The sequence below is a fragment of the Ruegeria sp. CH8 genome (assembly GCF_056536985.1).
On sequence record NZ_JBQFQR010000008.1, the window covers coordinates 55,654 to 80,623 of the forward strand.

Below are 24,970 nucleotides of genomic sequence, written 5' to 3' on the forward strand. Positions count from 1 at the left end.
ATGGTCAGGATCGATTTTGAGCCATGGGAACCCGAAGAAACGATCGGGAAACTGTGGCACACCCTTGCCAGCCGCCTCGATGCACCTGAGGTGCATGTTGGAGCCGCGGTCGGCCTCTCAGAGGTCGCGGGGCGGTTGGCAGTCCTCTTTAGGGGGCTTGGGGGTAGTCCGGGCGTTGAATTGCGCCCGGTCTCGCCCGAGGTTTCACGCCACCGCCTGAGCTGGCGTCGCAAGTTGGCAACCGAGGTCGAGCTGATGCCGCGCGCCTCGTTCGATGGCGAGGTATTGCGCCTGCCGGATCGGTTGGCCGTTTTTCCCGCGCGCGAAGCAAACGGCGCGCTTTATGTCTGGCTGGCTGCGGCGGCAGCGCATGCCGGAACCCGAATCGACGAAGATGACCCGCTGCGTGCTGATCTGCATGCGCTGATTGCGGCGCGGGCGATGGTCGAGGCTACGCTGGAAGATGCCCCGGGTCTGCGTCCGTTGTACGTTGAGCTGTGCAAGGGGCTGCTGTACCAGCGCAGTGTTCCCGATCTGCCGCCGGCAGAGGCAGCGGTGGAAGGTATTGTCCGTCATATGCTGGGTGATCCCGATCCGTTGTCGGACCGCGCCAAGGCGTTTCTGGAGATGGACACCGAGGTCGCGGCTCCGCGTGGTTATCAGTCGTTCCGCCCGGTGCCCCTGTGGCCTGAGTTGCGCGCCGTTGGCTTTTCTGAACATACCGAGGTTGAAAACCCGGAAACCGAAGGCGACCCCGAAGAATCCGGTGAAAAGACCCACCGCGCCCGTCGCCGCAAGTCCGATCAGGCCGAGCGCAGCGACAGTTTTATCCTGCACAAGTTCGAAGCGATCCTCAGCTGGGCTGAGTTTTTGAATATCAACCGCCGGATTGACGACGATGATCCTGACAACGCCAAAAAGGCTGCGGATGATCAGGAAGAGATTGGGTTGGGTCAGATATCCAAAGCGCCGCCAACCAAGCTGAAACTGCATCTGGACCTTGCGCCCGAGGATGTGAACCGCGAGCGTTTGTCTGGTCGTATCCTCTATCCGGAATGGGATGTTCGCACCGGGCAGTATCTGCCGGACCACGTGAACGTACTGCTGTCGGATGCCGATATCCGCGAAGACGCCGCCGAGTTTGGCAAGGACCCCGCCACCGCCCGCCGTATCCGCGCCGTCAAACGCCAGTTCGAGGCCCTGCGCCCCGGCCGTGTGATGACGCGCGGCCATCTGGATGGAGATCAGCTGGATATCGAAGCCGCCGTACGGGCCGAAACCGACCGGATGGCCAGCGGCGAAGGCAATGAACGCGTTTGGATGCAATCCCGCCCTGTGGCCCGTGACCTGGCGGTGTCTATCGTGCTGGATGTCAGCCGCTCCACCGAAAGCGCCGTCACGGGCCGCGCCGTGATCGACATCGAACGCGAGGCGCTGGCCGCGCTCGCCTGGGGCCTGAACGCCTGCGGTGACGATTTTGCCATCCACGCCTTCAGTTCGCTGAAACGTCAGCGGGTCTATGTGCAGCGCTGCAAGCGGTTTGATGAGCCTATGGGCCTAACGGTCGAGCAGCGCATCGCCTCGTTGCGGCCGGGGCATTACACACGGTTGGGGGCGGCGATCCGCCATTGCTCCGCCGATCTGGCCAAGCAATCCCGCAAACGCCGCCTGCTGCTGGTTATCACCGACGGCAAGCCGAACGATCTGGATCACTACGAAGGCCGTCACGGCATCGAAGACACGCGGCAAGCTGTCCTCGAAGCCCGTCGGGCCGGGCAGTCGGTCTTTGGTGTCACCATCGACAAAACCGGCAAAAGCTGGTTCCCGCGCATGTTCGGGCAGGGCGGGTTCGCCGTTATCCCCGACCCGCACCGCCTGACGATGGCGCTGCCGCAGATCTATCGCCAACTGGTCGGCGCATGAGCGATACCTCTCTGATCGACGAGCTTCCGGGCGAGTTGCTGATGTGGGTTCTGATAATCTCGGAGTTGCTGGTCTTCGGCGCCGGGATGATCGCCTTCATGGGTGTGCGGCTGACCGACCCGGCGGGCTTTGCCGAGGCGCAGTCGTATTTGCACCGCACGGGCGCGGCGTTCAACACCGCCGTTCTTGTCACATCCGGCTATCTGGCCGCGCAGGCCCTGCACTGGCGACAAGCCGCCCGGCGCGGGGCGGCGCGTCTGGCCCTGATCGGGGCGGCCCTGCTGGGCGTGGTGTTCCTGATCATCAAAGGCACGGAATACGCCGACAAAGCGGCGCAGGGGATCAGTTTCGAAACGCATCCCTTCTTTCTGTTCTATTACCTGTTGACCGGCTTTCACGCCGCACATGTGCTGGCCGGGGTCGGTATCTTGCTGCTGGTTTCCTGGCGGGATGAACCCCGCAATATCGAAGCAGGTGCCCAGTTCTGGCATATGGTCGATCTGGTCTGGATCGTGCTGTTTCCCGTGATCTACCTGCTGGGATGAAAGCGATGCCCGTTTCTTCATCTTTTTCCAAATACTCCCGCCGGAGGCTTCCCAGCCCAATCACATGCGCCTGGCTTGCCCTGCTGGCGCTCAGCGTCGCATCCGCCTTACTGACCATGATGCCAATAGCACCGAAGCTCTTGGGCGGCGGGATTCTGATCCTCGCATTGGCCAAATCCCGCATAATCCTTGCGAAATATCTGGACCTTGCCCACAGCCCGTCCTGGCTGCGTGGCTTCACCATGGTGCTGACCGGGTTCGCGGTGGTGATCTTCGGCCTCTACCTAGTCTGAAAGAAAAAAAGCCGCCCTGTGCGGACGGCAGTTTTCCAAGCTAAGGGGCGCTTTGAGTTACTGGGCGGCCATCGGCATCCGCGCAATCTGGCATCGTTGCCAAAGGGCCGACAGCGCATTGACCAGATGGTCGATATCGGCATCAGTGTGAACCGGAGACGGCGTGATCCGCAGACGTTCGGTTCCTTTTGGAACGGTGGGATAGTTGATCGGCTGGATGTAGATGCCGAATTCTTCAAGCAGCGTGTCCGAGATGAACTTGCACTTCACCGGATCGCCGACCATCACCGGGATGATATGGCTGGGGTTAGGCAGATGTGGAATGCCCTCGGCGTCCAGACGGGCACGCACCTGCGCCACGCGGGCCTTTTGCAGATCACGTTCAGCGTTTGACTCTTTCAGGTGCCGGATCGAGGCCGCAGCTCCGGCCGCGATTGACGGGGGCAGGGCAGTGGTAAAGATGAACCCGCTGGCAAAGCTGCGCACAAAATCACACAGCGCGGCCGAAGCGGCGATATAGCCTCCGACCACTCCGAAGGCTTTGCCCAAGGTCCCTTCGATCACGGTCAGGCGATCCATAAGGCCTTCGCGTTCGGCGATGCCGCCACCGCGCGGACCATAGAGACCAACGGCGTGGACCTCGTCCAGGTAGGTCATGGCACCGTATTTGTCGGCTAGGTCGCAAATCTCCTTGATGGGGGCGATGTCGCCGTCCATGGAATAAACCGACTCAAATGCGATCTTCTTCGGAGCATCGGGGTCAGCGGCGGCCAGTTTCGCCTCAAGATCCTCAAGATCGTTGTGTTTCCAGATGACCTTCTGAGCGCGTGAGTGGCGGATGCCTTCGATCATCGAGGCGTGGTTCAAGGCATCTGAAAACACGATCAGCCCGGGAATTTTAGATGCAAGAGTACCGAGGGCGGCCCAGTTTGAAACATATCCGGATGTGAAAAGAAGGGCGGCTTCTTTTCCGTGCAGATCGGCCAGTTCGGCCTCGAGCAGCACGTGATCGTGAGTGGTACCTGATATGTTCCGTGTGCCCCCGGCACCTGCGCCGCAGCGATCCAGCGCATCGTGCATGGCTGAGATTACGGAAGGATGCTGCCCCATGCCCAAATAGTCATTCGAACACCAGATTCGTACATCCCGCTGAACCTGACCATCAGTTTGGCGGGCGTTCGGGAAAGACCCACAGCGACGTTGCAGGTCGATGAAGACGCGATAGTTTCCTTCTTCCCGCAAACTATCGAGGCTCTGGCTGAAAAATCGCTCGTAGTCCATCTTTCTGGCTCCCCGGAATACTGGCTTTGGAGTGACGTTATGCGCGTTGAGGCCGCTGCAACATGACAATTGTCAAGTTGACCCGGGAAAAGACTGGTGCGCTGGACGCAGCTTTGGCATAGCCTGAGCTTGAAGGATGTACCGGTCAGAAGATCGACTAGGGAAAAGGGGAACCTTCTTGGCTCACGAAGCGCAAAAAGCAATCGCGCGGCAATCGCTCCTGCTCAAGAGCTTGCCGGATCAGCATATCAATACGTTGCTCAGCCACGCAATCTGGCGCAGCTATGATCGCGGCGAAACGATCTTCCTGCAGGAAGAAGAGGCCAAAGCCGTTCACGTCGTGCTGGCCGGCTGGGTCAAGCTTTTCCGTATGTCGCCGACAGGGGCCGAGGCCGTGGTCAGCGTCTTTACCCGTGGTGAAAGCTTTGGCGAGGCCGTTGCGCTGAGGAATGTCCCATACCCCGTCTCTGCCGAAGCTGTGTCACCCTGCGAGATTATGCATATCCCCAGCCCGCTTCTGCTGTCGCTGATGAAAGAAGACCCTGAGATCGGCGTATCTATTTTGGCTTCGACCTTTACCCATCTGCATTCTCTGGTGGCACAGCTGGAACAACTCAAGGCCCAGACCGGCGCGCAGCGGGTGGCTGAATTTCTGCTGAACCTGTGCGATGCAGAAGCCGATGCCTGCGACGTGGAACTGCCCTATGACAAGATGCTGATTGCAGGGCGTCTGGGGATGAAACCGGAAAGCCTGAGCCGCGCCTTTTCGCGCCTCAAGACTGTTGGTGTGAAGATCAACCGCAACCACGCCGAGATTGCCGACGTTGAACGTCTGCGGGACTATGCCGAAAGCGATCCGTCGGACAAGTGATCGTCCCAGTTCAGCGTTTCGGGTCTGGTGCGGCACGACTTTGACACCTTGGCACGGCCAACAACACCCTTTCGCAACGCAGGATCACCCGACATTCGAGTTAACAGAAAGCCGTATCCAAGCGGAACGCCCTAATATCAAGGCCGGTTTACAACAAAGTTCGGTACTATCCCTGCCCTCATGATCGCTGCTTCAACATCATGCCCTGCGAAGAAACCGAATCCAGAGATGAGCGCGGAAGCTATGCCTGCATTTCGTGCACCTAGAATGTCGGTGTGCAGGCTGTCGCCAACCATCAGAACCCGGGACTTGTCGATGTGCCCCAGACGATTGAATGCAAGATCATAGATGTTGGTGAAAGGTTTTCCAAAGAACTGAGGGGTGACGCCTGTCCGGTCTGCTAGCCGGTGCGCATAAAGACCGGGCTCCTTGGAGAAACCGTACTCGCGTGGAGCGACAATGTCAGGATTGCCGACCAATACCGGACGGGGACGCTCTAGCAAAGCGGCCTCCAACATGGCTTGTCGCGTTTCATTCCAAACCGCTGACCCGATCATCAAAAAACCGTCGACGGTTTCGTAGGGCTTCGGGTCATCCTCCAGATAGGATAGTTTCAGCCCCTCAAGATCGCGGAGGCCGGCACTGGGAGTTGCCATCAATCCCCAATGCAACTCACTTTGGCCGTCTAGTTCAGACAACAATGTGGCCCGACTGGTGATCACGTCTTGTGGCACGAAGCTGTAACCAAGCCTATTGTATTTCTCTATGAGAGTTGTGTGGGGAAACCCAGCGGCATTCGACACAACCAGAACACGTTTGCCGGCGGCTTTCAGCGACCTGACCCGATCTGGTGTATCTGGGATTGCCGTATCACCAATATTGAGAACCCCGAAGGCATCGAGGAGGAACACGTCAAACTCGTGAGCTATGTCCTCCAGCGTGTCCGCCCGGCGATAGCTCACTTCAGAAGATCTGGTTTGCGGAAGGCGATGTCGTACAGCCTCGTAGGCGTCAAAAGCCTCTTGCGCAGAGAACCCGGTCAAATGATGGCTCCTCGTACTTTCGCCGAAACCCATTCGCTGATCATAACCGCGACCAGAATTACAATCAGGATCAGGCTGACTTGCGGCCAAGCCAGTACGTTGAGCGAAGCCGACAATTGCAACCCGATACCTCCGGCTCCAACCAGCCCGAGCACCGTGGATTCGCGGATGTTGATATCCCAACGGAAAACAGCAATGCCTGCAAACGCGGGTAGGATTTGCGGTACGATCCCATAAGCCATGACCTGCCAGCGTGAAGCGCCGGTTGCCGTGATTGCTTCGACCTGCGTGTGATCAATTTCCTCAATCGCTTCGTAAAGAAGCTTTGCGCAAAACCCGATTGAACGAATGGCGATTGCTATTACACCGGCGAACACTCCGGGACCAATAATCGCGATCAGAAGAAGCGCCCAGATCAACGAGTTAATGGAGCGGGTCGAGACAATGACCAATAGTGCAATCGGCCGGATGAACAGAGCGGACGGCGTGGTGTTGCGGGCAGCCAAAAAGGCGACGGGCACTGCCATACACAGGGCGATGATTGTACCCAAAGTGGCGATATTTAGCGTGTCCCAAATCGGGCGACCCAGTTGGGTGATGTACTCCCATTTAGGAGGCGTTGCCCGGGTCCAAATATCATTGGCGATACGGGGTGCGTCCCAGACGAAAAACCAAGTGGTGGATTCCGAGATCAGCTGCCAGCAGTAAACAAAGATCGCCACGCCCAGCAACCAGCCGAACCAACGAACCAAGCTCTGACCCGTTGTCCGGCGGCGCCAGATTTGCGCCTCGTCGCGTTCAAGTATCGGCATTACTGAACCCTCGCTCTAATAATCCCCGAAAGGTATTCAAGAGCCATCACGATGCCGATGATAAGAATGAGAATGGCTGCCGCAGTGTCGTATTCATATCGGTCGAATGCAGTGTTCAAAGTCGCACCAATTCCACCAGCCCCCACGAGCCCGAGGATCGCGCTTTCTCGGAAGTTGATGTCGATCCGATACATGGAAAGGCCCACAAGTCGCGGCATCACTTGCGGCTGAACTCCATAGTTGATCCATTGCGGCCAACGTGCTCCAGACGCCTTAATCGCCTCGGCCTGAACCTTGTCCATGGCTTCGATATCTTCGGCCAGCAGTTTCGAGAGAAATCCGATGGTGGCGAAGGATAGCGTCAGAAATCCGGCCAGCGGACCAAAACCGAAAATAGCCACTAACAAAATGGCGACAATGATCTCCTGTAACGCCCTACTTATCGCGACAATGCCTCGGCAAATAATGTAGATTGGCAATGGGGCGATATTGCGTGCCGCCCCTAGTCCAATCGGAATAGAAATCAAAATACCAACGACCGACGCGGCGACAGTCATTACTATACTCTCCACAAGGCCGCTCCATATATCGGTCCACCGCGAAAGAAAGTCTGGGCTGGTAAACGCAAGTACAAACGCCCATCCCCGGTCTAGCCCTTCATAGACCCGCCCCCAATCAACTTCGATGGTCATAAAGGCTGCGATCAGGTAGGCGAAAAAGCCAAGAAGCAATGCCCAGCGGAGCAATGGGTTTTTAACAAAGGCAGGCTTACGCCAGCCTTTTCCCAGCATGTCGTCTAACTCTCGATGGCTCATTCTGCAGCCTCGACATCTTCATCTTCGTCCACTTTTTCGATGGTTGCTTCCCAGTCTTCTTCCCCATAGATCTCGGTCAGCTTCTCAGGGGTAAGGCCGGTGGGAAGCCCATCATACACGATTTCGCCAAAGCGGAGTCCCACGACGCGGGGAACAAACATCTGAGCGAGTGCCACATCATGGATATTGATAATGGCTGCCAATCCGCGTTCCTGACATAACTCGGTGATTAGCCGCATTATCTGACGGCTGGTCTTTGGGTCCAGCGACGCAGTTGGCTCATCAACCAGCAACAGTTTCGGGTTTTGAATCAAGGCGCGGCAGATGCCCACCCTTTGGCGTTGACCACCCGATAGTTCATCCGCCCGTTTATCTGCCATGTGCAACAGCCCCACCCGATCGAGTAGTCGGAAGGCTTCGTCCACATCCGACTGCGGATACCGCCGCAGGAAACTGCGCCAGAACCCCACATAGCCTAGCCTGCCGGACAATACGTTTTCCATCACCGTGAGGCGTTCGACCAAAGCATATTCCTGAAAGATCATACCCATTTCGCGGCGTGCTTTCCGCAGCGCACCCGAGCCGAGTTTGGTCACGTCTACGTCATCCAGAAGGACGCCGCCGCTTGTGGGTTCGACTAAGCGGTTTACGCAACGGATCATGGTCGATTTGCCCGCGCCCGAGGGCCCAATCAACGCAAGAACCTGTCCTTTTGGAACCTCAAGATCAATCGCCTTCAGCGCCTGATCTCCGGTCTTGTATGTTTTTGTCAGCTTTTGAAGACGCAGCATGAAATGCCCCAGATTAGGGTGAACAGCAGGCCCTTTCAGGCCCGCCGGATGAGCCAAAGGTTACTGGCAGGCGTAAGAGACGCCATTTGCCGCGTCAATTTTACGAATGACGTCCCAGAATTCCTGATAGGTCATCTCGAGGAATTGGCCTTCGTTCGACTTTGAGAACTCCGCCTCCAGTGTCGTGCCTTCCCAGTCGAAATTGAAAAACGCATTGCGGATTTTCTCCTGCAACTCGGGTGTCAAGTTGTAAACGGTCCCAAACCCTGTGGTCGGGAAGGTCTGCGACTTGTAGATCGTAACGACATCATCTTCCTTGATCACATCGCGCGAGATCATCCGGGATTTAACGGAGTTCGCGATCGAAGCCGCTAGGTAGTCCTTGTTGGCGACACCTAGGATCGAGTTGTCGTGCTTGCCCGAGTAGACAGGTTCGAAATCGCGTTCGGGCTGAAGATCAAAGTCGCTCTTCAGGATCGCTGAGGGCGCTTTGAATCCCGAGTTGGATGTGGGTGATGTAAAAGCCAGTTGCTTTCCCTTGATGTCTTCAACCTTTTCGATACCCGAGCCCGGATAAGTGATGATTTCCATCTCGTAACCAAAATTACCGTCCTTCGAAGCCATGATTGTGAACGGACGGAACCCAGCGCAGTTTACCGCAAGTGGGTTGGATCCGGTGTTGAATCCCGCAATATGCAGACGTCCTGAGCGCATCGCCTCGATCTGGGCTGCGTTGTTTTGAACAGGAAAGAAGACAACGTCCTTGCCCGTTTCTGCTTTCAAATGGTCCAGAAAATCAGACCACGCGGTTTTGTATACGGCGGGGTCTTCAACCGGCGTATAAGCAAAGATCAAGGTGTCTGGATCTATTTGCTCGGAAGGATCTGTGGGGATATCCGCGATCAAATCACCGTCGGCATCACAAAAACGCTCGTCCAAGTCACCGCGTGGACAATCCTGCGCCGACGCTATTCCACTCATCGACATGAGTGCGATTGCAGAGGCCCCAAGCAATAGTTTGATATCGATCTTCATGTTTTCCTCCCAGTCATGTGCGGTGTTTTTTGTCCGCTGTTAATCAATCATTCTGTGTCTACCTGGCGACGAGAACGTCGACCTCGGCGCCCTCAATAGCGTTACGCAATTCTCCTGTTGGTTTTTTGTCGGTGACTATGGAATCCAAGTCGTTAAGGCCTCCTACTTGAGACAAGCCCTTCCGACCGAATTTCCCGGAATCAACAAGAAGGTGCCGTTTCTCGGCACGCGTCAGCATCACCCTCTTTACTGCCGCAAAGCCCCGCACTGTTTCTGAAGGACCATCCGTCGAGAAACCAGAGGAACCGATCATGCACCTGTCGACGTTGAAACGGGACAGAAATTCCAGCGTCTCGGTTCCGATAGTTGCAGACTCAGTTGCCAAGTATTCCCCTGGGCATAACAGGACTTGAGCAGCCCCATGGCCAAGGGTCATAGCTACGGGAATGGAATTGGTTATTACCGTGCAAGGGGTGCCAATATAAGCAAGTGCACGTGCCATTTCGATTGTGGTCGAGCCAGAATCGATCATAACCGTTTCACCGCTCTGGATCAGTTCTGCTGCAATGGCACCTATCCGTTCGCGTTCCTCTACCTGAGCGTTTGTTCGTTCATCCAAACCTGGATAGTGCCCTTGCGCAGCAGCTGACGCCCCCCCGTGTGCCCGCGCTATCAAGCCGTCATTCGACAGAGCATCGAAATCTCTACGTACCGTCTCGTTGGAGACGTTGAACCGCTGTGCCAGTTCGTTGATGCGAACGTGCGGGCGCAGCTTCAGCTCCAACAATATCTGTTGGCGCCGGTCGGACTTCTTTACCCGGCTCTGGCTCTTTTCAGACATTTTGCCGCGCGTTTTTGTTTTGGACATCCGACGACCCGACTAGGCTTCGAAACCTACTTTTGTGGTCTTTCGGTCATAATGCAATGTTTTTTGTTGCATAACCCTCAGAAGGTTGTGAGAATTCGATCGAATACAAGTAACTGCGAAGCGCAAAGCGAAGATGCACAGGTTGATCAAATTTAGAATACGAGCCAAGGCAAAGCGTTAACTGGCCGACTTGCCAATAAGACAGCTTCCTTTTGGTTTTTGATCGTGTGGCATTGAGGGGCGGCATGGGCGACAGCGAAACGGCAGATCAGATTGCGGCGCTTCCGATGCGCTGGGACAAGACTGGCAAGTTGCGCGTTCTTATGGTCACTTCGCGGGATACCGGCCGGTGGGTTATCCCAAAAGGATGGCTAATGGACGGCAAAAAACCATGGCACGCCGCAGAAATAGAAGCTCAAGAAGAAGCAGGCGCAGTCGGCACCATATCGAAACGGCCCATCGGTCATTTTTTCTATGATAAACGATACGAGAGGCGAAGCAGCGTGCGCTGCCGCGTTACCCTTTATCCTCTGGTCGTCGAAAAGTTGAAGCGACATTGGAAGGAAGAAGGTGAACGAACGCGTCATTGGTTCTCACCGGCAAAGGCCGCAAAATTGGTTCAAGAGAGAGACCTGTCAGATTTGCTGAATAATCTAACAGACGATCCAGAAGTCAGAATTGTCATAGAGAAACTTCGAAAGGCTGCATGAGGAAGGGCATGAAAGAACCGGGGAACCCGGTCGCATTTAGCTCAAAGGGAGGAAAAAATGAGGAAATTGACATCCACTGCGGTTGGATCGGTGATTGCCCTGGCTGCGTCACTGTCTGCGGCACACGCCGATAAGTTGACATTCTATTGTTCGGCACAGGAAGACTGGTGCCAACTCATGGCGCGAAGCTTTGAAGATGCGACGGGCATCGACGTCAACATGACCCGGAAGTCGTCAGGTGAAACTTTTGCACAAATCCGCGCCGAAAGCTCGAATCCGAAGGGAGACGTTTGGTGGGGCGGTACGGGTGATCCGCATTTGCAGGCCGCCGAAGAGGGCCTGACGATGGAATACATTTCGCCAATGCGCGACCAGCTTCATGATTGGGCGATATCCCAAGCGGAAAGCGCGGGCAACAAGACGATCGGCATCTATTCAGGCGCACTCGGCTATGGCTACAACGCCGATCTTGTTGCTGCCAATAACCTGCCCGAACCAGCTTGCTGGAAAGACCTGCTGAAGCCCGAATACAAGGGCCACGTTCAGATGGCGAACCCGAACTCATCAGGTACGGCATATACCACGCTTGCGTCGATGGTGCAGATCTTTGGCGAAGATGAAGGCTTTGAGTTCATGAAAGGTCTGCATTCGAACATCAACCAATATACCAAGTCTGGTTCTGCGCCGATCAAGGCCGCCGGTCGTGGTGAGAACACCATTGGTATCGTCTTCATGCATGACGCTGTGAAGCAGGCCGTTTCAGGATTCCCGATTAAGGTCGTCGCACCGTGCGAGGGCACAGGATACGAAATTGGCTCGATGTCGATTATTGAAGGAGCCCGCAACGAAGAAGAAGCGAAAAAGTTCTATGACTGGGCACTGTCACCCGAAGCCCAGAACCTTGCTCTTCAGGTCAACGCGTTTCAGGTACCTTCGAATAAGAGCGCGGAAACTTCGGATAGCGCGCCAGATATGAGTCAGATCAAGCTGATTGACTATGACTTCAAAAAGTATGGTTCCTCAGACGAACGGAAGCGTCTGTTGCAGAAATGGGACGAAGAGGTTTCGACTCTGCCGCAGTAAATGACTGACCGGACTTCAAAAACGACCCATCCGGTCCTGATCTTCTGGATCACGGCCGGGTGGGTCGGATTCTGCCTGTTGCCTTGGTATATGGTCGACGGTGGCCTTTGGTCGTTCGAGTGGCTTTTGGGCGGCTACCCATTCGATGAGGATTATGCCCCCGCTGCGTTTCTGATTGGACAAGGTGAAAAACTTTGGCTCGCTCCGCTCCTGATCGCACTCGCCCTGCCGCTATTGGTGTTGAAGCGCCCCAAATCTGATCCACTTTACGCCAGAATACTGATCCTGTCAGGGGCGCTTGGCTTCGGCTGGCTGATCGCTCAGGGGTTCAGCATTGGCATCAGAGGCTTCAACTTCAATTGGTTGGAGGCGATGTTTGGCGAACTCGGCGACCGTCAATTCGGAATGGGCTACGGCGCGATGATATGTGCCTCAAGTTTTCTGTTCCTGCTTACTCAGGGGATCGCGGCAAGGGGTGCCATTAACGGTGACGTCTTTGTCGTAAGCGCCATCGGTGGCGTTATTACAATTGTCACCGCTTTTGTCTTTTTTCCTATCGCAAAGATGCTTTTTGCTGCCTTCATCACCGAAGACGGCGCGTACTCCATCGCGGTATTCTTCTCGAAGTTTTTCGATGATCGACTTTGGGGTCTGGGATGTTTTCAGGGAGCGCGTTGTGGCGCCGCCTGGAATTCACTGTTCCTTGCCATTCTCGTTGGTGTCATCACTACAGTCCTGGGTCTTTGCTTTGCACTGGTCGTGACGCGCTCAGGCTTTCGCCATAAACGCGCGCTGCGGGCTCTGACCGTTCTGCCGATAATCACCCCGCCATTCGTGATCGGCCTGGCGCTGATCTTGCTTTTTGGCCTTTCTGGGTCGGTCACCCGGTTCTTTGCCGAATTGTTCGGAACGCAGCCGACACGCTGGCTTTACGGAATGCCTGGCATCCTGATCGCGCAGACACTCGCGTTCACGCCAATTGCGTTTCTTGTTCTGATAGGTGTAGTTGAAGGCGTCTCTCCGTCGATGGAAGAAGCAGCCCAAACGCTCCGCGCCAGCAGATGGCAGACATTCAAGACGGTTTCATTGCCCCTGATGCGGCCTGGTCTTGCGAACGCATTTCTTCTGGGCTTCATCGAAAGCATGGCAGACTTCGGTAACCCGCTTGTATTGGGCGGGAATTTCGACGTGCTTTCGACCGAGATATTCTTCGCCATCGTTGGCGCTCAATACGATCAGGGCAGGGCCGCGGTTCTGGCCATGGTGCTGCTGTTCTTTACTCTTTCCGCCTTTTATGCGCAGCGTGTCTGGCTGGGGAAGAAAAGCTACACAACCGTCACCGGCAAAGGGGATGCCGGCGTTCATCCTCTGATGCCAACTGGCCTTTCAGTTCCGGTACTACTCATCGCTCTGGGCTGGGCGCTGTTCACAATTGTTGTTTATGCGATGATCATTTACGGCAGTGTCGTCGAGTTGTGGGGTGTCGATAACTCGCTGACTATCAAACACTATATCACCGCATTCTCCGTACGTTTCGAAGAAGATAGCATTCGCTGGACCGGAGCCGCTTGGGACAGTTTCTGGACCACCATAACCATCGCGGCCATTGCTGCCCCGTTGACCGCCGCCGTTGGTCTGGTGACCGCTTATCTGCTGACCAGGCAAAGTTTTGCAGGCAAGAACGCTTTCGAATTTGGAACAATGTTGTCCTTCGCTATCCCCGGAACAGTGATAGGCGTCAGCTACATCCTAGCCTTCAACGTTCCGCCAATTGAAATCACGGGTACTGGTGTCATTCTCGTTGTCAGCTTCATCTTCCGTAATATGCCGGTTGGCGTTCGTGCGGGGATCGCGAGCATGTCGCAGCTTGACCGCAGCCTTGATGAATCCTCGCTGACACTTGGTGCAAACTCGTGGCAGACGTTCCGAAACGTTATCCTGCCGCTGTTGCGCCCTGCGATACTTGCTGCGCTTGTTTACAGTTTTGTCCGTGCAATGACGGCGATCTCGGCTGTCATCTTTCTGGTCAGCGCAGAGTATGACATGGCGACCAGCTACATTATCGGTCGGGTCGAGAATAACGACTATGGCCTTGCAATCGCCTATTCGACGACGCTGATCTTTGTGATGCTCGCGGCGGTCGGTTTACTGCAACTACTCGTTGGTCGGGTCCAGATTGGACGACGCACGCAACACGGAACGGAGACATCGCGATGACCGACACCAAAATCGGTTCCAAGGCCGCCCCGGTACGCTTTGAGAACGTGTCGAAAATATTCGGCAAGGACGTCGTCGCCGTCGACAACATCAACCTGCATGTCGAGGCAGGAAAACTCGTCACACTGCTTGGTCCGTCAGGCTGCGGAAAAACAACGACTCTGCGCATGATTGCCGGGTTGGAAATGGCAAGCTCGGGCAAGATCCTAATTGGTGATCGGGACGTGACCAAATTGCCCGCTACCGACCGTGACGTATCCATGGTGTTCCAGTCATACGCGCTTTTCCCTCACATGAGCGTGCTGGAAAACGTGATGTATGGCCTCACATTCTCGGGCTTTGCAAAGGATGAAGCCCGCAGCCGCGCTATGTATGGATTGGAACTGGTCGGTCTTCAGGGGTTCAACAACCGTCTTCCCTCTGAACTGTCAGGGGGCCAACAACAACGTGTTGCCGTCGCCCGCGCGCTGGTTCTTGAGCCTCAGGTTCTGCTGTTCGACGAGCCGCTGTCCAACCTCGATGCCAAGCTTCGCCGTCAGGTGCGAGAGGATATTCGGGCAATCCAGCAAGATCTTGGTTTGACAGTTGTTTACGTGACCCACGATCAGGAGGAAGCACTGGCAGTTTCGGATGAGATTGTCGTCATGCGCAACGCAGCGATCGCCCAAATCGGCACACCACGCCAGCTTTACGATGCGCCGAACGACCGTTTTGTCGCCGATTTCATAGGTGAGGCAAACCTTTTGGATTGCCAAATCGTCGATATCAATGGCGACGTGGCAACGATAGAAATCGAAGGCTACCGCCACACGCTGCCACGTCGCGGTTTGTCCGAAGGAAACGCAACCATTGCAGTGCGACCCTCACGTCTGGTTATCGGCTCAGACCAAGGCATACCAGCCAAGGTGGCCAAGGCGACCTATGTTGGCGTTCGGATGGAATACACGCTGATCGGTGCATTCGGTCAGGTTTTTGCCGTACACGATGACGTCGATGCGCCGCTTGATCCCGGCACCGAAATCAGAATGGGTTTTGCTGACAAAGGGCCCGTTCTTTTGCCGGATTAAATGCCGAAACTCATTATCGTCACAGACCCCGAGGTCTCCATCGATCCGGCCGTCCCGATAACTGAATGGGGCTTGAATGCTGTGGGTCGTAAGCGCGCTACTGAATTTGGATGCAGTGGAATCCTGTCCGACGTCACGCAGATATGGACCAGTGGCGAGCGGAAGGCCCGCGAAACAGGTGAGATTCTTTCTGCACCACGAACGCTACCCGTGAATTGCAACTTGGGTCTTGGTGAGAACGACCGCTGCGCAACCGGTTACTTGCCACTGAAAGACTTCGAAGCCACGGCCGATGCTTTCTTTGCTCAGCTGGAAAGTAGCTATCGCGGTTGGGAACTAGCGATCGAAGCACAGATACGCATTCCTCGGACAGTCACTGAGATTACCCAGTCGCGTGATGCCGGGGATCTTGCAATCGTGACGCATGGAGCAGTGGGCACATTGCTTTGGTGCGCACTCTCGAATTGTTCGATAGACCGCAAGCACGACCAACCCTCACAAGGCCATTTCTGGCAGGCTGATTTAGCTACGCTCAAGCCTAGATCACGTAGGGTCTCATTGGCATAGACGTTAAGCGTTCCAAGCATTCTCTGCGATCTCACGCAACGTCTCGAACACATCTGGTGTCCCCACGATCACGCGCCCGCCGTCTCGGATCATCGCATCGGCGTTCTGATCCTCAACAACGCCACCCGCTTCCGAGACCAGCAATTGCCCAGCCAGACAATCCCATGCATTCATGTGCTCCTCCACGTAACCCAGAAGGCGTCCGGCAGCGACGTAAGCCAATGAAAGCGCTCCGCTGGCGTTTCTGTGAAACATCGCCCCGTGCTCAATCAGATCCTTGATAACAGGTAAGACATGACGGCTCTCAATCCGGTTCGAGTATCCTACGGCCACTGTTCCGTCGTGCAACGGCACTCCTGACGCGACGCTTATCGGTGATCCATTCAGTGTCGCAGCTTCTCCGCGAGTTGCTACAAAAGTTTCATCCACGTTTGGATCGTGGATCACACCAATCTCCGTTTGGCCCTCAGTGACACCAGCCAGAACAATGGTCCATGCAGGAATACCGTTCACGAAATTCGTGGTCCCATCAATTGGATCAATAACCCAATCAAAGCCACTCTCTCCCGCTACCGCGCCATGCTCTTCACCGTATACGCCATCTTTGGGCCACGCCTCCGCGATCCTTTGACGAATGAAAGTCTCGACATTCCTGTCCGCCTCGCTAACCCAGTCTTGAGCGCCTTTTTGGTCAACGACAAGATTGACCCGATCGGTAAAGAACATTTTGGCAAGTAGCCCAGCTTCCTTACAGACTTCGGAGGCAAAGTCTCTTCGTTCTGAAAGTCGAGACATAGGTGCTCCTTTTTCGGTTGGAGAGTTGCCCAACAACATTCTAGGCCTAGCGAACGCGGAATGTTCTTCAACTACCGTTCACGGGCCGCACACAAAACTATTCGTTTAACCCTTCGCGTGCCAGCCGTTATCAACATAGGTAGCAGTTCCATTGATGAAACTTGCGTCATCTGATGCAAGAAAGACCACGGTCCTGGCCACTTCTTCCGGGTAGCAAATTCGCCCTTGTGTTGCAGCCATTCCGCTGTCCTCCCATGCCTGACCAGCGGCGTCGAGTTCGGCAATTTCCTTCAGCCCATGGGCCGTTTCAACAAATCCAGGACAGATCGCATTGCAGCGTATTCCGGCGTCGCGATACTCGGTGGAGATCGTGCGGGATAATTGCAGGACGGCGGCTTTGGACATGCAGTAAACGGACTCCAGCGCATAACCTAACTCGGCCGCGATCGACGAAGTGATGATTATCGAACCACCGCCATTGTCTGCCATCTCTTTGACGGCGCGTTTGCACACAAGAAAGGCTGATTTCACATTCAGATCCATCAACCAGTCGTATTCTTCTTCTGATGTCTCATGCAGTGATTTTACCATGATCGAGCCTGCATGGTTGAACAGCACATCATAAGAGCCAAACTCTGCCACGCTGGCTTCAAAGGCGGCATCGATGTCATCGGCTTTGGTGACGTCGCAGTGGAAGTAACTGGCTTTGCCGCCCTGATCGCGGATCATCTGAACCGTTTTCTGTCCTTCTTCATCGTTGATATCAAAGATCGAAACAGCCGCCCCTTCTTGTGCGAACAACAGCGCCGTTGCAAGCCCCATCCCTGATGCTCCACCGGTGATAACGGCGGTCTTTCCTTCCAATCTGGCGTGCCTAGTCATCAAACCCTACCTCCTTGTCAGATACACTCGCCACCGTCGATCACAAGCGCATGACCGGTCATGAAGGTTGACATGTCCGAGGCCAAAAACACGACCGCATCGGCGATTTCGCCGGATTGCGCCCACCGCCCCATGGGAATGCTATTGGCGATATAGCTTTCCAGCGCGGTCCGACCGCCCATCTGGGTTTCAAAGCCAGCATTGAACGGCGTATCGACCCAACCGGGGCAAAGTGCATTGAACCGGACATTGTCCTTGGCATAGTCCGCAGCCATCTGGCGTACCATAGCCACAACTGCGTGCTTCGTGGTGGCATAAGCAATCATTTCTCGGTCGTACTGCACACCTGAATTGGACGACGTGATGATGACGCTGCCGCCGCCCTGGGAACGCATTTGCCCAACCACCGTTCGCGCCGCCACGAAATGCGACCTTACGTTCAACCGCCAGCTTTCATCCATGCCTTCGGGGCTCACCTGTTCCAGCGTACCCTCAACCTGAATGCCCGCGTGTGAATGCAGTATGTCCAGTCGGCCAAACTTCTTGATTGTTCTACCAAGTGCGTCGACCACGGCGGTGTCATCCGTCATGTCCAGAGTAATACATTCGGCGCTCCCACCGTTCTCTGATATCGCTTGAGCGGTGGCCTCGGCCAGTTCACCGACAAGATCGGTTGCGACAACATGCGCTCCGCAGTCGGCCATGGACATGGCGCTTGCTTTTCCGATACCAGATCCCGCCCCGGTCACAAAGGCTATGCGCCCCGCAAGCGAGATCTTGTCAGTTTGTTTTTTCCTTAGCTTTACAGCTGTCATTTCTTCTTATCTCCCCTCCGTAGAAGGATTTGGGCTGTGACCAAAAGGACCAATGACGCCGCCAATACCATTGTGCCGATGGCGTTGATCTCTGGCGTGACACCACGGCGGATTGACGAAAACACGTAAATTGGAAGCGTCGTTTCGGACCCTGCGACAAAGAACGCGATGATGAAATCGTCAAAGCTAAACGTAAAACTCAACAGGAATCCGGCCAAAATTGCGGGAAAAATTAAAGGCAAAGTGACCTGTCTGAAAGTGCCGAATGGCGTGGCATAAAGGTCCGAAGATGCCTCGGTCAGGGTGGCGTCCATGCCGGAAAGCCTTGCGCGAACAATAATCACGACAAGGGCCATCGTGAACATGGTGTGCGCGGCAATCAGAGATCCCATACCCATGTTGAGCTTTGGGGGGTCGACCCCTTCGGGCCATATGGCTGCTATACCCAGATTCACGAAGTCGAAAATAGTGACAAGCGCAATCAGCGTCGCGATGCCAATAACGATGCCGGGGATCATGATCGCCACGTAGATCAACCCGTCAAAGGCCGCGCGCATCGGCCCGCGGATACCCTGCAAACCCACGGCCGCCATTGTTCCGAACAATGAGGCAAGAGTAGCAGAAACAAGTGCAACGATAAGGCTTGTTTCCAGCGCGTCCATAACAAACGGGTTGTTCAGCGCTTTGCCATACCATTGTGTGGATAAACCTTGGAGCTGGCTGGCATGGCGCCCTGCATTGAAGCTGAACAGCGCAATGACCCCGATCGGGATATAGAGGAAGAGATAAACGCATAGAGCATAAAGTCGCATCCTACCCGCCCCCTTACATCAACGATACGTCTTCACGTTGGGTATTCAGCCGCGATATCAGCCGCATGTAGATCGTCACCGAGATCAACATGATGAACACCAACGTGGCCGCCACCGCCGAGCCATAAGCCCAGTTGCGTGATTGCAGGAACAGATCGACCAGTGCATTGCCCACGAAGAACACTTTACCGCCGCCCAACAGTGCGGGGATCAGGAACTCTCCCATCAAGAGTATGAACACCAGCAAACACCCCGTAGCAACGCCCGGTACCGACAGGGGCAGAGTGACCTGCAGGAAGGTTCGTGCCGGTGTTGCGCCTAGGTCTGAGGACGCTTCGAGCAGGCGCTTGTCCAGCCGGTCGAGGCTGACGAAGATCGGAAAGACTATAAGCGGCAGGTAGCCATAGATAATGCCGATCAGGACGGCAAAAGGGGTGTTAATGAGGCGCGGCTTCCCTATCCCGAAAAGGTCGATCAATTCCGGAATACCGCGGCCACCCAAAAGGAAGATCCACGCGTAACTGCGGATCAGGATAGAGGTCCAGAACGGAACGATCACCAGAACCAGAAGGATGGTTTTCCATTTCGGGTCCGCTTTGACAGCCAGGAAATAGGCAAGCGGATAGGCTATGAGCAGGGCGGCGATTGTGCCGACAGGAGCCAGCACCATTGTGTTTTTGAACGCGGTCCAGCGCGCCGGAAGATTGGCGTATTGCTCCAGCGTCAGGGCCGGAACATAGCCCCCGGCCGGGCCACGTTCACCGAAGCTGAATATGAGAACAACCGTCAGCGGCACCACCAACATCACCAGGAACCATGTCCCGGCCGGGGCCAGCAAAAGCCAGTTGCGTGTTTTCGCAGTCATGTCGTTCTCATCTCCGGCAGTCGACTTTTAGGCGGATTTGAACCGGGCCATCAGTTCGGCGCGATTGGGATCTGTCAGCGTCACGGCCGCGCCGAACTCAAGCGCGTCGAGAAGTTCCTGAGCTGGATAAAGGATTGGATCGTTCTGCAACTCCTCGGGCAGCATGGAAGTCGATTTCGCATCTGCCGTCGGATACCCGTGTGCCAGAACCTCCCTGACGTTCACTTCGGGATCCAACAAGTAGTTGATTAGAGCGTACGCCGCATCCATGTGAGGTGCGCCTTTCGGGATGGCGTAGTAGTCGCTCCACAACTCGCCACCTTCCTTGCCGAGTATATACATGATCTCAGGCATGTCGGTGTTCAGCTGTTTCCCATCCCCGGACCAAGCCATGGCAAGCGTGGCGTCGCCGCTGCGCATAGACGGCTGAATATCCGACGAAATCGCAAACAGGTGCGGCTTGGCTTCGATCAATAGCTTTTCCGCATCGGCCAGTTCTTCCTCGTCAACCGAATTGAAGGAATAGCCAAAGTACTTCAGCGCGTTGCCAATCGTCGTCAGCTGATAATCGTGCACGATTGTACCGCCCGACAGATCGCCCATTGTCAAATCGAAAAACTCTTTCCAGGTCGACGGCGTCGGCGCACCGTTGAGTTGATCAGTATTGGCGACAAACCCGGTCGAGCCCCAGTTTTTTGGGACAGCATAGAGCTTGCCATCTACCGAGCCTGCCTCGGCATAACGCGGGTCATAGGCCGACGGGTCGTAGTTAGGCAACCGCGACGTATCAAGCGGTTCGATCAGGTCTTCGCTGACATAGGTGGTGATGGTGTAATTGGTCGGCACATACACGTCCCAGCCTGTCGCTCCAGCTTGAAGCTTGGCCAACATCTCTTCGTTCGAACCAAAAACGTTAACCTGAACATTGGCACCCGTGGCTTCGGTAAAGGCATCAAAGTTCGCGGTATCGTGGTAGTTCGGCCAGGTGGCCAGAACCACACGGTCCCCAATGTCACCGGTAGCCCAGGCCGGAACTGGTCGCAGGCCAGGCACAGCCGAACCAAGCACAGCCGTCGCCGCCCCCAATCCCGTCACACCGAGAAAGTGTCGACGTGTAACCGAACCGCGCTTATAGCGGTACAGCTCTTCCATGAATTTCTTCTTCGAGATGTGATCCGGTGATTTTGTCATGAGTATTCCCCTGTTGGCTGGATCCGTTAGGTTAGTCTCCTGAAAGGATGAGCGCTCCGCTGGCGTTCCATGACGCGTAAAGCTGTTCATCCACTTTGAACGATCCCTCGTTCAACTCTGACTGGCGAGGCGACAGCACCAGGAACTCTCCCAACGTGTCATGCCTGACCAGGTATTCGGTATGCTCTCCCAGAAAGATGCGGTTGAGGACTTTGACGGCGAGGTCTGTTTCCGCCTGAAAAGATCTGCTGAGGTGAATTTGTTCGGGCCTGACGCTCAGGCCGATAGCTTGCCCAACGTTCAGATCGAACGGGTTCTGCCCTGCAACGGTCTGGCCGGTCATTAACTGAACATCGGCTTGCTGGTTGCTCACGGCAGTAACAGTGCCTTCGAAAATGTTGGTTGTTCCAACAAACCCGGCCACATACCTGTTTGCCGGACGATCATATAGATCCTGCGGGCTGCCTACCTGCTCGATCCGGCCATCGCGCATAATGCAGATCCTGTCGCTCATCGACAGCGCTTCTTCCTGATCGTGGGTGACCAGAACAAACGTAATGCCCAGACGGCGCTGGATATTCTGCAGTTCGATCTGCATTTCCTTGCGCAACTTTCTGTCCAGTGCTGCAAGAGGCTCATCAAGTAACAGAAGTTTGGGTTCGTTCACAATCGCACGGGCCAGGGCGACACGTTGCTGCTGACCACCGGACATTTCCCAGATCCGGCGCGCCTCGTACCCTTCGAGCCGTACAATTTCCAATGCTTGTCTGACCTTCTGCGCGATCGTAGCCTTGGGTAGCCTCGGGCGTCTTTGTTTCAGGCCATACCCGATGTTCTGGGCGACGGTCAGGTGCGGAAACAGAGCGTAATGCTGAAACACCATGTTGACCGGACGCAGATGAGCATCAAGCGAGTTTACGACCTCTCCGTCCAGCAAGACATCGCCTTCGGACGGGCTTTCGAACCCCGCCAGCATTCGCAAAGCTGTTGTCTTGCCACATCCGGACGGCCCCAGAAAGGACAGGAACTCTCCTTCTGCGATCTTCAGGTTGAGATCATTGGCCGCCAACACGTCCCCAAACCTTTTGGACACGCTGCGAAGTTCAGCGACAGTGCCTGCTGCCGGTTTGTCCGTTTGCTGGCTATATTCACCGATCGCCATTTTTTCGGGACATATCCTCATTTTTGAAATACCACTTGTTTCACCCAAACGGTAAAAAGATTGTCGATTCTTGTATATATCACGAATGTGGTACTCTATTTTGAATAGGAGGCAGCCGTGACAGATTGGTTGACCGAAGCTGGCGCAATCATTGCTGCTATTGGAACAGAGGATTTTTCCAGAACCCTTTCAGATTCCCTTAAGGTAATCAGTGGGTTCGACTATACCGTCATTTTCGGTTACCTTGGATCAGCCCGCCCGATCGACCTATTTGACGATTTCCCAAAATCGAAACGGAAGATCATGGTCGAGGACTATCAGGAAGGCCCCTATCTTCTGGATCCGTTCTACCTTGCAAGCGCAAACTCAATTGATCCGGGGCTGTACCGATTACGTGATCTGGCGCCTGATCGGTTCTATCAGGGTGAGTATTTTCGAAACTACTATGTTCAGACCGGCTTGGCAGAGGAAATTTGCTATGTTGTTAACCTTCCTGACGAGGCAACCGTCTGTGTTTCCTTGATGCGGGCAAAAAAATCGTTTAGTGCCAAGAACTTCCGGGAGCTGGGGAAGGCATGGCCGGTGGTCAGTGAAACCTGCCGGCATCACTGGACCGGATTGGCCCGTGAGTTCGGGCAAAAACCCGGCAGCACGCGGCGCAAAGGGCGGGTGTTGAATGTCGAGGAAGCATTTGAAAAGTTTGACGAAGGCCTGCTTACCCCCCGCGAAAAAGAGGTCGTCGAATTTACCCTCAAGGGTCATTCCGCTGACGCCGTTGGTCGTATACTGGGTATTTCACCGGGCACGGTTCGTATCCACCGTCGGAACATATATTCCAAGCTTAGGATAAGGTCTCAGGGGGAATTGTTCTCAAGATTCATCGATGCACTATTGGGACCGGAAGAAACTTAAGACTCCGAGAAATCAGCATTTTGGCAATACTTAGAAACCGATCAGCCTATACTGGGTGAACAGATGGCTATTCTCAGCTGCGAATGACAGGTTTGTCCGCAAAGTGGTCGTTCATGCCAAATGCCGCGAACGACTGCGTTGAGCCCAAAGCGGACCAAGTGCAGCGATAAAGCACTGGACGCGAGGGTTACATGACCACGTTGTCTTACGCCATAGACTTAATCGCACAAGTCTGAAGCTTCTATTGAATTCTGGGGCCTTCGTTTGAACTGGAACTGCGTGGAAGAAAAATCAGGGTTTTCGGTTTGCTTCAGTACAGGAAGGCTTCGATACGTTTTGAACCAAAAACTCAGCCCTACTATTTTCTTGCTTCGCCATGGTGAAACCGAATGGAATTTTCAAAAACGACGTCAAGGTCGGCAGAATTCGCCCTTGACCAAGCGAGGGGTCGCTCAGGCAGTGGCGAGTGCAAAAAGACTAAGGCACCGCCTATGCAGCCGTCACCCTCTGAAGGTAATTTCAAGCCCACTTGGTCGAGCGGCACAGACGGCTTCCATCGTTGTCGAGGAACTTGGCCTACCCCCGGAAGCCATCGAGTATGAAACCAGTTTGATGGAATGCAGTTTCGGGCGATGGGAAGGCTTGGCGGAAAACGAGATCAAAAGACGATTTCCCCAAGAATGGGAGGCGCGTTGCGCTGACCGTTGGAACTGTTCCGCACCGGGCGGAGAGTCTTATGCTGACGTACATGACCGGGTTTCTGCTTGGTATTCCAGCAAGTCTTTTGAGGGGGCTGTCATAGTTGTTGGCCACGGCTTAACCCTGCGCGTCTTTCGAGGGATTTACTTGAACTTGCCCTCAGAAGAGGTTTTTGACTTGAACGAACCTCAAGATGGTTTCATCGAGTTGCGATGCGGATATTCAACCTTCGTTGAGCACTGAGGTGTCGATGTTTGGCACTTAATCCCATGATATCGGATTTCCGCTGGCTTCAAGCCTAGAAAACAATTTCTGAATGAAAGGGTTAAGTCGTTTTTTCCAGAGCAAAGTAGCTATCGACCTGAGTCTGGATAAACTACGCGGTATCGGCTCAAGGTAGCAACTCGCGGATTGATTTGTTCTTTCTAGGATTGCTTTTTAGTTAGAGGAGCAAGTCTTCCAGCTCTGGCTGTTTGAGTGCTTTCGCAGCACCCTTGGGCGAGAACCAATGCCTTTTTCTTTGGTGCCTTTCCTTCCACCGGCGCTTCACCTTATCGACGTAGAGAGGGTAGACCGTGGCTTTCACTTGGACACTGGTACCGTCGTTAAAAACCTTGGCGTACTCAAACTCACCGATCGGCTTGCGGGAAATTGTACCTTCTACCCCAGCCTCCTCCAACGCTTCAATTCCTGCCGCGCGCCAGTCTTGCTCGCGGTCCATCGGCCAGCCCTTGGGCATGATCCAGCGCCCTGTGTCACGCGACGTTATAAGGAGCACCTTGAGGCGGCCGCCGAACAATTGCAGAGGCAATGCTGCAACTTGTTTTGTACGCTGATCCACTATGGTTCTCGCCCTCCACAGTAGGTTGAAGTGATGATGTGATCGATCCTTTCCGATTGTGACTGGCAGAAACAC

The 24,970-nt window shown here is 54.9% G+C and carries 26 protein-coding genes; 11 read left to right on the forward strand and 15 right to left on the reverse strand.

What is annotated here, in order from left to right; translation table 11 throughout:
- Genes ACR0ER_RS10885 through ACR0ER_RS10895 form a run of 3 tightly spaced genes read left to right on the forward strand, consistent with a single transcriptional unit; the run spans window position 1 to window position 2,761 of the window.
- Window positions 1–1,923, forward strand: coding sequence for a nitric oxide reductase activation protein NorD (locus ACR0ER_RS10885; protein WP_480768939.1), 1,923 nt, complete (start codon window positions 1–3; stop codon window positions 1,921–1,923).
- Window positions 1,920–2,468 (forward strand): cytochrome c oxidase subunit 3, encoded by a 549-nt coding sequence (locus tag ACR0ER_RS10890; protein ID WP_480768940.1) that lies wholly within the window; start codon window positions 1,920–1,922, stop codon window positions 2,466–2,468. Before ACR0ER_RS10885 ends, ACR0ER_RS10890 begins: the two co-directional genes overlap by 4 nt.
- A 5-nt stretch (window positions 2,469–2,473) precedes the next feature.
- On the forward strand, window positions 2,474–2,761 hold the full coding sequence (locus ACR0ER_RS10895) for a cytochrome C oxidase subunit IV family protein (RefSeq protein ID WP_480768941.1): 288 nt from the start codon (window positions 2,474–2,476) through the stop codon (window positions 2,759–2,761).
- Window positions 2,762–2,818: 57 nt separating this feature from the next.
- Here ACR0ER_RS10895 and hemA read toward each other — a convergent pair whose 3' ends face one another.
- Complete coding sequence (gene hemA / locus ACR0ER_RS10900) at window positions 2,819–4,042, reverse strand: 5-aminolevulinate synthase (protein ID WP_480768942.1); 1,224 nt, start codon at window positions 4,040–4,042, stop codon at window positions 2,819–2,821.
- Window positions 4,043–4,220: 178 nt separating this feature from the next.
- Between hemA and ACR0ER_RS10905 the strand changes: the two genes are divergently transcribed.
- A complete protein-coding gene (locus ACR0ER_RS10905) occupies window positions 4,221–4,913 on the forward strand; it encodes a Crp/Fnr family transcriptional regulator (RefSeq protein WP_480768943.1) in 693 nt (230 codons plus the stop codon).
- A gap of 137 nt (window positions 4,914–5,050) precedes the next feature.
- Here ACR0ER_RS10905 and ACR0ER_RS10910 read toward each other — a convergent pair whose 3' ends face one another.
- Genes ACR0ER_RS10910 through ACR0ER_RS10935 form a run of 6 tightly spaced genes read right to left on the reverse strand, consistent with a single transcriptional unit; the run spans window position 5,051 to window position 10,277 of the window.
- Window positions 5,051–5,989 (reverse strand): HAD-IIA family hydrolase, encoded by a 939-nt coding sequence (locus ACR0ER_RS10910; RefSeq protein ID WP_480768944.1) that lies wholly within the window; start codon window positions 5,987–5,989, stop codon window positions 5,051–5,053.
- Window positions 5,953–6,768 (reverse strand): phosphonate ABC transporter, permease protein PhnE, encoded by an 816-nt coding sequence (phnE, locus tag ACR0ER_RS10915; protein WP_480768945.1) that lies wholly within the window; start codon window positions 6,766–6,768, stop codon window positions 5,953–5,955. The genes ACR0ER_RS10910 and phnE (ACR0ER_RS10915) overlap by 37 nt, the downstream gene beginning before the upstream one ends.
- Window positions 6,768–7,583 (reverse strand): phosphonate ABC transporter, permease protein PhnE, encoded by an 816-nt coding sequence (gene phnE / locus ACR0ER_RS10920; RefSeq protein WP_170336881.1) that lies wholly within the window; start codon window positions 7,581–7,583, stop codon window positions 6,768–6,770. The genes phnE (ACR0ER_RS10915) and phnE (ACR0ER_RS10920) overlap by 1 nt, the downstream gene beginning before the upstream one ends.
- The gene (phnC, locus tag ACR0ER_RS10925; protein WP_170336879.1) at window positions 7,580–8,374 is read right to left on the reverse strand and encodes a phosphonate ABC transporter ATP-binding protein; all 795 of its coding nucleotides are present in this window, start codon (window positions 8,372–8,374) and stop codon (window positions 7,580–7,582) included. The genes phnE (ACR0ER_RS10920) and phnC overlap by 4 nt, the downstream gene beginning before the upstream one ends.
- Before the next feature lie 60 nt (window positions 8,375–8,434).
- Window positions 8,435–9,409, reverse strand: coding sequence for a phosphate/phosphite/phosphonate ABC transporter substrate-binding protein (gene phnD, locus ACR0ER_RS10930; RefSeq protein ID WP_170336878.1), 975 nt, complete (start codon window positions 9,407–9,409; stop codon window positions 8,435–8,437).
- Between the two features lie 58 nt (window positions 9,410–9,467).
- The gene (locus ACR0ER_RS10935) at window positions 9,468–10,277 is read right to left on the reverse strand and encodes a DeoR/GlpR family DNA-binding transcription regulator (protein ID WP_480768946.1); all 810 of its coding nucleotides are present in this window, start codon (window positions 10,275–10,277) and stop codon (window positions 9,468–9,470) included.
- 245 nt (window positions 10,278–10,522) lie between these two features.
- Between ACR0ER_RS10935 and ACR0ER_RS10940 the strand changes: the two genes are divergently transcribed.
- Genes ACR0ER_RS10940 through ACR0ER_RS10960 form a run of 5 tightly spaced genes read left to right on the forward strand, consistent with a single transcriptional unit; the run spans window position 10,523 to window position 15,921 of the window.
- Entirely contained in the window at window positions 10,523–10,987 is a 465-nt protein-coding gene (locus ACR0ER_RS10940) for an NUDIX hydrolase (protein ID WP_480768947.1), read from the forward strand.
- Window positions 10,988–11,044: 57 nt separating this feature from the next.
- On the forward strand, window positions 11,045–12,070 hold the full coding sequence (locus ACR0ER_RS10945; RefSeq protein WP_480768948.1) for an ABC transporter substrate-binding protein: 1,026 nt from the start codon (window positions 11,045–11,047) through the stop codon (window positions 12,068–12,070).
- The gene (locus ACR0ER_RS10950; protein WP_480768949.1) at window positions 12,071–14,287 is read left to right on the forward strand and encodes an ABC transporter permease; all 2,217 of its coding nucleotides are present in this window, start codon (window positions 12,071–12,073) and stop codon (window positions 14,285–14,287) included. It abuts the gene before it with no gap.
- On the forward strand, window positions 14,284–15,354 hold the full coding sequence (locus tag ACR0ER_RS10955; protein WP_480768950.1) for an ABC transporter ATP-binding protein: 1,071 nt from the start codon (window positions 14,284–14,286) through the stop codon (window positions 15,352–15,354). The genes ACR0ER_RS10950 and ACR0ER_RS10955 overlap by 4 nt, the downstream gene beginning before the upstream one ends.
- Window positions 15,355–15,921, forward strand: coding sequence for a histidine phosphatase family protein (locus ACR0ER_RS10960; RefSeq protein WP_480768951.1), 567 nt, complete (start codon window positions 15,355–15,357; stop codon window positions 15,919–15,921).
- Between the two features lie 3 nt (window positions 15,922–15,924).
- Here the strand turns inward: ACR0ER_RS10960 and ACR0ER_RS10965 are convergent, their stop codons facing one another.
- The 7 genes from ACR0ER_RS10965 to ACR0ER_RS10995 form a co-directional block, all read right to left on the reverse strand.
- A complete protein-coding gene (locus ACR0ER_RS10965) occupies window positions 15,925–16,716 on the reverse strand; it encodes an inositol monophosphatase family protein (protein WP_480768952.1) in 792 nt (263 codons plus the stop codon).
- Between the two features lie 105 nt (window positions 16,717–16,821).
- Window positions 16,822–17,598 (reverse strand): SDR family NAD(P)-dependent oxidoreductase, encoded by a 777-nt coding sequence (locus ACR0ER_RS10970; protein WP_480768953.1) that lies wholly within the window; start codon window positions 17,596–17,598, stop codon window positions 16,822–16,824.
- A 17-nt stretch (window positions 17,599–17,615) separates the two neighbouring features.
- Window positions 17,616–18,374 carry an SDR family NAD(P)-dependent oxidoreductase gene (locus ACR0ER_RS10975; protein ID WP_480769091.1) on the reverse strand — a complete coding sequence of 253 codons (759 nt, stop codon included), beginning with the start codon at window positions 18,372–18,374 and terminating at the stop codon, window positions 17,616–17,618.
- Between the two features lie 35 nt (window positions 18,375–18,409).
- Window positions 18,410–19,225: an ABC transporter permease gene (locus ACR0ER_RS10980; protein ID WP_480768954.1), complete on the reverse strand. Its 816-nt coding sequence runs from the start codon at window positions 19,223–19,225 to the stop codon at window positions 18,410–18,412.
- Window positions 19,226–19,238: 13 nt separating this feature from the next.
- Window positions 19,239–20,090, reverse strand: a complete 852-nt coding sequence (locus ACR0ER_RS10985; RefSeq protein WP_480768955.1) for an ABC transporter permease — start codon at window positions 20,088–20,090, stop codon at window positions 19,239–19,241.
- A 27-nt stretch (window positions 20,091–20,117) separates the two neighbouring features.
- Window positions 20,118–21,281 carry an ABC transporter substrate-binding protein gene (locus ACR0ER_RS10990; protein ID WP_480768956.1) on the reverse strand — a complete coding sequence of 388 codons (1,164 nt, stop codon included), beginning with the start codon at window positions 21,279–21,281 and terminating at the stop codon, window positions 20,118–20,120.
- Window positions 21,282–21,312: 31 nt separating this feature from the next.
- Entirely contained in the window at window positions 21,313–22,443 is a 1,131-nt protein-coding gene (locus ACR0ER_RS10995) for an ABC transporter ATP-binding protein (protein WP_480768957.1), read from the reverse strand.
- Between the two features lie 117 nt (window positions 22,444–22,560).
- On the opposite strand from ACR0ER_RS10995, the gene ACR0ER_RS11000 reads away from it, so the two are divergent.
- A complete protein-coding gene (locus ACR0ER_RS11000) occupies window positions 22,561–23,355 on the forward strand; it encodes a LuxR C-terminal-related transcriptional regulator (RefSeq protein WP_480768958.1) in 795 nt (264 codons plus the stop codon).
- 264 nt (window positions 23,356–23,619) lie between these two features.
- Entirely contained in the window at window positions 23,620–24,297 is a 678-nt protein-coding gene (locus ACR0ER_RS11005; RefSeq protein WP_480768959.1) for a histidine phosphatase family protein, read from the forward strand.
- Window positions 24,298–24,496: 199 nt separating this feature from the next.
- Here ACR0ER_RS11005 and ACR0ER_RS11010 read toward each other — a convergent pair whose 3' ends face one another.
- Window positions 24,497–24,895: an NUDIX hydrolase gene (locus ACR0ER_RS11010; RefSeq protein ID WP_480768960.1), complete on the reverse strand. Its 399-nt coding sequence runs from the start codon at window positions 24,893–24,895 to the stop codon at window positions 24,497–24,499.
- Window positions 24,896–24,970: the final 75 nt, after the last annotated feature.